Consider the following 7,724-nt stretch of genomic DNA (forward strand, 5'->3'; position numbering starts at 1 on the left):
CCTCTCGGGCCGACCGGCCACCGGGGGCGTCACAGAAGCGTCGCGGGGCCTCGGGCTATTTAGCAGGTTTCGAGCGATCGTGCTCTGCCACTTCCTTCAGCCATTTGCGGTGGTGCTTGTAGGCCCAGCCACCGGTGACAGAGCCTCGGGTCATCGCCCGGAGGGTGCCACGGGTCCAGATTGCGGCATAGACATGCAGAATGAACAGCAAAATGATGCAAACCGCCGCGATGGAATGGATCAAAAGCGCGATGCGGCGGACCGGAATGGTGACGAGATCGGGGAAATATTGCTCCCAGATCATCAGGCCAGAGCCGATCAGCACCACGATCAACCCCGACATGCCCCAGAAGATGAGCTTCTGCCCGGCGTTGTATTTGCCAAGCTCGGGCAGCTTTTCCTCGTCGCCCTTGAGCACCTCGCCGATGTTTTCGACCCAAGTGACATCTTCGGCGCGCGGCAGGTTCAGCCGCCACAGTTGCACGAACATCAGAAGGAAGCTGAAAAACAGCACGATTCCGATGATCGGATGCAGCCAACGCGTCGTCTGACCGCCCCCAAAGAGCCCGGTCAGGAAGAAGAGCGCGGGCGTGAAAAGCGCCATGCCGGACAGAAGCAGAAGGATCAGCGAGATCGCGGTGACCCAATGGTTGACGCGGGTAAAGCCTCGGTAACGGCTGACCGTGACCGGGCGCAGGCTTTCGAGATGGTCGCCCGATTGCGAGAAATGGCGCGGCTCGCTCATCACACCTCCTCCTGCGCTTGCGGCGGCTGCGGCTGGGGCGTGCCGTCAATTTGGGTGACCAGCGCCTCGGCATGGACCTCATCCTCGGCGCTGACCTTATTGGCGCGCCCCAGAAGCCCGTGCAGGATCGAGCCGACCGCAGCCAGGCCGATGGCCGCCAGACCGATGGTCTTGGTCGGCCCCTTCCAGCCCGCCACCACCGGCGAAATCCGCGGCTCTTCGGGCAGGTCCGAATAGATCGCGGGCTTGTCGGCATGGTGGAGGACATAGAAGACATGCGTCCCGCCGACGCCCGGCGGATCATAGATCCCGGCATTGGCATAGCCGCGCGATTTCAGATCCTCGACCCGTTCATTGGCATGGGCGACCATGTCTTCCTTGGTGCCGAAGACGATGGCTTGGGTCGGGCAAGCCTTGGCGCAGGCCGGACCTTGCCCCACCGCCACGCGATCCGAACAGAGCGTGCATTTGTAGGATTTATGCGTGGTTTTCGAGACGCGCGGGATGTTGAACGGACAGCCCGAGATGCAATAGCCGCAGCCGATGCAGTTCTCGTGGATGAAATCGACGATGCCGTTCGAATATTGCACGATGGCACCCGGTGCCGGGCAGGCTTTGAGACAGCCCGGATCCTCGCAATGCATGCAGCCATCCTTGCGGATCAGCCATTCGAAATCGCCGGTCTCGGGGTTGTCGTATTCGGCAAAGCGCATCAGCGTGAACATCTCGGGCCCGAGATCCGAGGGGTTCTGATAGCTGCCGACATTGTGCTCGATCGGCGGCGTGGTGTCGTTCCATTCCGCACAGGCCGATTGGCAGGCCTTGCAGCCGATGCATTTCGACACGTCGATCAGCTTGGCGACCGGGGTCAGCTGCCGCTCTGGCGGGGGAAGATCGGGCATGGCCGAGGCGCGGACGACATCGCCCGCACCAAGATTTGCCATCATCGGCTGCACCGGCGGGTTCGCGACCGCCGTGCGCGGGCTGTCGAGCTTCGGATCGCTGCTCATGACACCGCCTCCCCTGCAGAGGGTTCGATATTGACGAGGAAGGCCTTGAATTCGGGCGTGTCGATATTCGCATCGCCCACGAAAGGCGTCAGGCTGTTCGGCCCGAAGCCCTTGCGCGTGGCCCCGATAAAGCCCCAATGCAGCGGGATGCCGACGACATGGACGGTCTTGCCGTCGCAGATCAGCGGCTTGATCCGCTTGGTCACCAAGGCCACCGCCCAGACCTGACCGCGCTTGGACCAGACCCGAACCCTGCCGCCTTGCTTGATGCCCCTTTCGGCGGCGAGCTGCTCGCTGATCTCGACGAAAAACTCGGGCTGGAGGGCGGCGTTGATCTTGTTGTGCTTGGTCCAGAAGTGGAAATGCTCGGTCAGGCGATAGGAGGTCGCGACGAAGGGGAAGGCACTGTCGCCCACAGCCGCCATCTGCGCCAGATCGTCGGGGAAGACCCGCGCCGCCGGATTGCCGCGCAAGGCGGGGTTCAGGACGTTGGCGATGGGGCTTTCAAAGGGCTCCATATGGGTCGGGAACGGCCCATCTTTCAGCCCTTTGCGCGAAAAGAGCTTCCCAACCCCTTCATTGGTCATGATGAAGGGCATGACGGTCGCGGGATCGGCGGTCGGCGCGATATCGGGCACGTCAAAGCCCGACCATTTGGCCCCGTCCCATTCGATCAGCTTGCGCGTCGGATCCCAAGCCTTGCCCTGCAAATCGGCAGAGGCGCGGTTATAGAGGATCCGCCGGTTCGCAGGCCAGGCGAAGGTCCATTTGAGGAAGGTTCCGACATCGCCCGGGTCCTCATTGTCGCGCCGGGCCATCATATTGCCGTCCTCGGTCCAACTGCCAGCATAGATCCAGCAGCCCGACATGGTCGAGCCATCGTCGCGCATCACCCCGAAATTCGGAAGCTGCGCGCCCGCCTTGACCAGCAGCTTGCTGGCGTCAGTCGGGTCGTAGAGATCGGCCAGAGCGCGACCGTTCATCTCGCGCGCCAGCTCGGCCGAAGAGGGCTCGTAGGGGTCTTTATAGTCCCAGGACAGGTTCAGGATCGGGTCCGGGAAGGGCCCGCCCTCTTTCTCGTAAAGCGCCTTCACCCGCAGGAAGATGTTCGAGAGGATCCATGTGTCGGCCCGCGCCTGACCGGGCGGGGTCGCCCCCGGCCAGTGCCATTGCAGCCAACGCCCCGAGTTCACCGTCGCGCCCTCATCCTCGCCGAAACAGGTCGTCGGCAGTTCGAGCACCTCGGTCTGGATCGCGGCCGAATTCACGTCGTTATAGATGCCGTGGTTCTGCCAGAAGGCCGCGGTCTCGGTTTGCAGCGGGTCCATGACGACCAAGAGCTTCAGCTTGGACAGAGCCTCGGTCAGCTTGGCCCGGTTCGGGAAGCTGAGCAGCGGGTTGAAACCCTGACAGAAGTAAAGGTTCACCTGACCTTTCGACATCATGTCGAAGAAGCGCAGGATGTCGTAATAGGGCACGTCGAGCTTCGGCAGGTAGTCATAGGCCCAGTCGTTTTCCGCCGTCGCGTGATCGCCCCACATGGCCTTCTGGAAGCTGACCATGAATTTGCGGTAGTTCTGCCAATAGCTCGTCTGGCCGGGCCGGATGGCCGGGTTGAGCTTGGTGGACATGAAGGTGGTGAAATCCACCTCCTTGTCGGTCGGCATGTTCAGATAACCGGGAATCGAGCTCGACAGCAGGCCGATATCGGTCAGCCCCTGAATGTTCGAGTGACCGCGCAAAGCGTTCACGCCGCCGCCCGGCATGCCGATATTGCCGAGGATCAGCTGCAACATCGCCATGCCGCGAATGTTCTGGGCCCCTTTGGAATGCTGGGTCCAGCCAAGCGCGTAAAGCGAGGTCATCACCTTGTTCGGCGCCGAACACTCCGCGATCATCTCGCAGATCTTCAGGTAGCGGTCCTTGGGCGTGCCACAGATCCGCTCGACCATTTCCGGCGTGTAGGTCTCGACATGGGCTTTCAGCAAGTTCCAGACGCAGCGCGGGTCCTTCAGGCTTGGGTCGGTCAGGGCAAAGCCGTCCTCGCCGATCTGATAATCCCATTCGGTCATGTCATAGGCGCGCTTGTCGGGGTCGTAGCCGTTGAAAAGCCCCTCGGACCAGCCAAAGCCGTCACGCACCAGCAAAGCGGCGCTGGTGTAGTTCTTGACGTAATCCCACTGCACTTTGTCATTGGCGATGCAGTAACGGATCACCCCCATCAGGAAGGCGATGTCCGTGCCGGGCCGGATCGGCGCATAATAGTCCGACACCGAAGCGGTGCGGGTGAAGCGGGGGTCGACCACGATCAGCTTGGCACCGCGACGCGCCTTGGCCTCGGTCACCCATTTGAAGCCGCAGGGATGGGCTTCAGCGGCATTGCCGCCCATGACGATCACCAGATCGGTGTTCTTGATATCGGTCCAGGCGTTGGTCATTGCGCCACGGCCAAACGTCGGAGCCAAACTGGCTACCGTGGGGCCGTGTCAGACGCGTGCCTGGTTGTCGAGCGCCAGAACCCCCATCGAGCGGACGGTCTTGAAGGTCAGCCAGCCGGTCTCGTTGGTGGAGCCAGAGGCCGCCAGAAAGCCCGCCGTCAGCCAGCGGTTGACGGTCTGGCCCTGCGCGTTCTTCTCGACGAAATTGGCGTCGCGGTCATCCTTGATCGAGCGTGCGATCTTGTCGAAAGCCTGCTCCCACGAGATGTCCTGCCAATCGCTCGCGCCCGCCGGGCGGAAACGCGGCTTGGTCGCCCGCGTCTCGGATTTCACGAAATCCTTGAGCGCCGCGCCCTTGGGGCAGAGCGTGCCGCGGTTGGTCGGATGGTCGGCATCGCCCTCGATATGGATCAGCTCGGCGTGCTCGCCGGCTTTCACATCGCCCTTGGAATACATGATGATGCCGCAAGCGACCGAGCAATAGGTGCAGATGTTTCGGGTTTCCGTCGTGGTCACCAGCTTGAAGTCGCGCACATGCGCCGCTTCTGCTGCCTGCGCCTCGCCAAAGCCCATAGCCCCAAGCGAGGTTGCCGCGACGCCCGCACCCGCAAGCTTCAAGAAGCTGCGTCGTGAGAGGTCGATGTTCATCGTGCCCTCCTGCTGCCTGTCAAAGAGATAGGTAGCGTTCAGGATCAGTCAGACAAAAGGCGGATGTCAACCCGAGGTGCCGGAAAAAGCGTTATGTTTCATCGTGCTAATCGCCGCGCTGCGAGAAGAAAGAGCAACAATCCCGGCGGGTTAGCCCGCCGGGACGCTGTCAGACTTCAACAGAAATTGCGCCCATCGGATGCGAGCAGCAGGCGAGGATATAGCCATCCTCGATATCCTCGTCCGAAATGCCGCCGTTATGGACCATATGCACTTCGCCCGAGTTCTTCTTGATCTTGCAGGTCCCGCAGAGGCCGAAGGTGCAGCCCGAGGGAATGTTCAGACCATTGGCCCGCGCCACCGCCAGAACCGTATCGGTCTCGTTGCATTTGGCGGTGATGCCCGAAGCGGCAAAGACGATCTCGGCGCTGACGCTTTCGTCCGGGACCACGTCATCGAGCACCGGAGCCTCTGCTTCGGTCCGCACAGGCGCGCCGAAGCTTTCCTGGTGGTAGTTCTCCATGTCGTAGCCAAGCGCGACCAGCATGTCGCGCACGGCCTGCATGAAGGGCTCTGGCCCGCAGCAATAGACCTCACGCTCGAGATAGTCCGAGGCCATGATGCCCAGCATGATCTGGTTCAGGCGCCCGCGATAACCATGCCAGCTTTGGAACGGATCCTGCTGCTCGACCGTGAAGTGAAGCTGCAAGCCCGGCACGCGATCGGCCATGCCTTCCAGACGCTGCCGGAAGATCAGATCGCTTGGCGTGCGCGCGGCATGGACGAAGACGATATCGGGCATTTCGCCCGAATCCCACGCCCAAGTGGTCATGGACATGACCGGCGTAATCCCAGAACCTGCTGAAATAAATAGGTATTTCTTACCAGTCTGGCATTGGTTGTGGAAGATGCCCGACGGGCCATAGGCCTTGATCTGCATCCCCGGTTTCAGATGGTCGAGCATCCAGCGCCCGCCGGTGCTGCCCGGCTGCGCCTTGATCGTGACGGAAATCGACAGCGGACGCGAGGGGCTGGACGAGATCGTGTAGGTGCGCTGGACGTTCCCGCCCGGCACGGGCAAGTCCAGCGTGATGAACTGGCCCGGTTTGTAATCAAACCAGGCCCCCGAAGGTGCGCGGAAGGTGAAGGTGGCAGTGTCCGTTGTTTCGGGCACGACCATCGCACATTCCAGCAGTTCCGAGTCCTTCCACGGTGCTTCACCGAAAGCCTTGGCCGGGGACGCCATTATTCAGCCGCCATCGCCGGACGGGGCGCCAGACGGTCCTGGATCTTGCGGCAGTACCAGTCGACGAAGTGGATCACACCCTCTTCCTGATGCGGCGAATAGGGGCCGGGCTCATAGGCGGGCGAGAGAATGCCCTTCTGGTTTTCCTCGACCACGCGACGGTCTTCGTCGTTGGTGTTGATCCAGACCTCGGTGAGCTTTTGCAGGTCGTAATCCGTGCCCTCGACCGCGTCCTTGTGGACCAGCCATTTCGAGGTGACCTCGGTCTGCGTCGGCGAGATCGGCAGCAGGCGGAAGACGATGGCGTGATCGGGCAGGAAGTGGTTCCAGCTCGACGGGAAGTGATAGAGCATCAGGCTGCCCGCATCTTTCCACGGCATCCGACCCATCAGCTTGTTGACGGCCGATTTCGTCGACATCGTGAAGCTTTCCGCGTTGTTCAGCAGCGGCACGCGGGCAAAACGCCACTGCATGTCGTCCTGATTGACGAAACGCGAGGGGATGCCAGCCGCGTCGCAACGCGCCCAGTGCTCGAGGATCTCGGGGCTGGCGGCGTTCGGGCCTTCCATCACCGTCATCAGCGGGTTGTCCGAGTAGCTGCGGCACAGCGAGGGATGCGAACCGCCGCAGTGATAGCACTCGCGGTTGTTCTCGATCACCAGCTTCCAGTTGCCCTGCTCGATGATGGTCGAGCTGAAAGCGACCTTGGAGTTGGTCACATCCGAAACGCTGACGTAATCGTCCAAGAAGCCGCCAAAGCGGTCGAATTCCGGCGGATTGTCGGCGAGGCAGATATAGACCAGACCGCCATTGGTGCGGACATGAACCGGCTTCAGGCTGAACTTCGACGGGTCGAAATCTGCGCCCATATCGCGCGCAAACAGCAGTTTCCCGTCCAGATCATAGGTCCACTGGTGGTAGGGGCACACGAGTTTCGGCGAAGACCCGTTCTGTTTCGGGCACAGACGCTGGCCACGGTGGCGACAGACGTTGTGGAAGGCGCGGATCACGCCATCACCGCCGCGCACGATCACGATCGGATAGTCACCGACCTGCAGCGTGGCATGGTTGCCGGTCTTGGGAATGTCGCAGGTCGGAATGGCGAAGATCCATTCTTTGTACCAGATCTCCTCAAGGTCGGTCTGATAGACGCCCGGATCGCAGTAGAGATCATGGCTGAGCGAAAAATTCTTCGGCCGGGCAGCGATTTGAGAGAGGATTTCGGCTGTGTTCAACATGGCTGATGTCCGATGTCTGGAGGTAACGGCGTTTCCCAGAGGATCGCACCGCTCCCGGTGTCGCATATGGCCAAAAGCGACGCTCAGATGACGAATTCAGACATAGCTCTGAGACAGCCCCATTTCCCCTCACACAGAAGCTGACCCGCAGCCGGTCCGCGCAGACAAAAGCGGCTCGGGACAAGGCTGGGGATAACTGTTCGAGCAAGCGGAAAACGAATCCGTGGATGAAATTGCCTTTGGGCGGAGTCCGGATTTTTGACCTTGGAACGATCCGAGAACGCCTGTGAGTCGTCCACATGTCCAAAACTATCCACCGGCTTACCCACAGACTGTGGAAAACTCGAGTTATCCACACGCCCATCCACATCTTGATGGGTTTGCAACATTTTGCAATTG

Annotated in this window: 5 protein-coding genes; all 5 read right to left on the minus strand. The window is 61.2% G+C overall.

The features are described from left to right. Window positions 1–55: 55 nt before the first annotated feature. Window positions 56–745: a formate dehydrogenase subunit gamma gene (locus tag JCM7686_RS17585; protein ID WP_020952148.1), complete on the minus strand. Its 690-nt coding sequence runs from the start codon at window positions 743–745 to the stop codon at window positions 56–58. After that, complete coding sequence (gene fdxH / locus JCM7686_RS17590) at window positions 745–1,755, minus strand: formate dehydrogenase subunit beta (protein ID WP_020952149.1); 1,011 nt, start codon at window positions 1,753–1,755, stop codon at window positions 745–747. The genes JCM7686_RS17585 and fdxH overlap by 1 nt, the downstream gene beginning before the upstream one ends. Next, the gene (fdnG, locus tag JCM7686_RS17595) at window positions 1,752–4,841 is read right to left on the minus strand and encodes a formate dehydrogenase-N subunit alpha (protein WP_084621100.1); all 3,090 of its coding nucleotides are present in this window, start codon (window positions 4,839–4,841) and stop codon (window positions 1,752–1,754) included. The genes fdxH and fdnG overlap by 4 nt, the downstream gene beginning before the upstream one ends. Before the next feature lie 169 nt (window positions 4,842–5,010). After that, window positions 5,011–6,087, minus strand: a complete 1,077-nt coding sequence (locus JCM7686_RS17605; protein WP_020952152.1) for a hybrid-cluster NAD(P)-dependent oxidoreductase — start codon at window positions 6,085–6,087, stop codon at window positions 5,011–5,013. Continuing rightward, entirely contained in the window at window positions 6,087–7,325 is a 1,239-nt protein-coding gene (locus tag JCM7686_RS17610; RefSeq protein ID WP_041527444.1) for an aromatic ring-hydroxylating oxygenase subunit alpha, read from the minus strand. The genes JCM7686_RS17605 and JCM7686_RS17610 overlap by 1 nt, the downstream gene beginning before the upstream one ends. Window positions 7,326–7,724 lie beyond the last annotated feature (399 nt).

Origin of the sequence: Paracoccus aminophilus JCM 7686 (genome assembly GCF_000444995.1) — a bacterium.
In the GTDB taxonomy this organism is placed as follows: Bacteria; Pseudomonadota; Alphaproteobacteria; order Rhodobacterales; family Rhodobacteraceae; genus Paracoccus; species Paracoccus aminophilus.

Coding starts and splice junctions, on each gene's coding strand:
- fdxH (WP_020952149.1), bottom strand. CDS start 1,755: ATGAGCAGCGATCCGAAGCTCGACAGCCCGCGCACGGCGGTCGCGAAC.
- JCM7686_RS17605 (WP_020952152.1), bottom strand. CDS start 6,087: ATGGCGTCCCCGGCCAAGGCTTTCGGTGAAGCACCGTGGAAGGACTCG.
- JCM7686_RS17585 (WP_020952148.1), bottom strand. CDS start 745: ATGAGCGAGCCGCGCCATTTCTCGCAATCGGGCGACCATCTCGAAAGC.
- JCM7686_RS17610 (WP_041527444.1), bottom strand. CDS start 7,325: ATGTTGAACACAGCCGAAATCCTCTCTCAAATCGCTGCCCGGCCGAAG.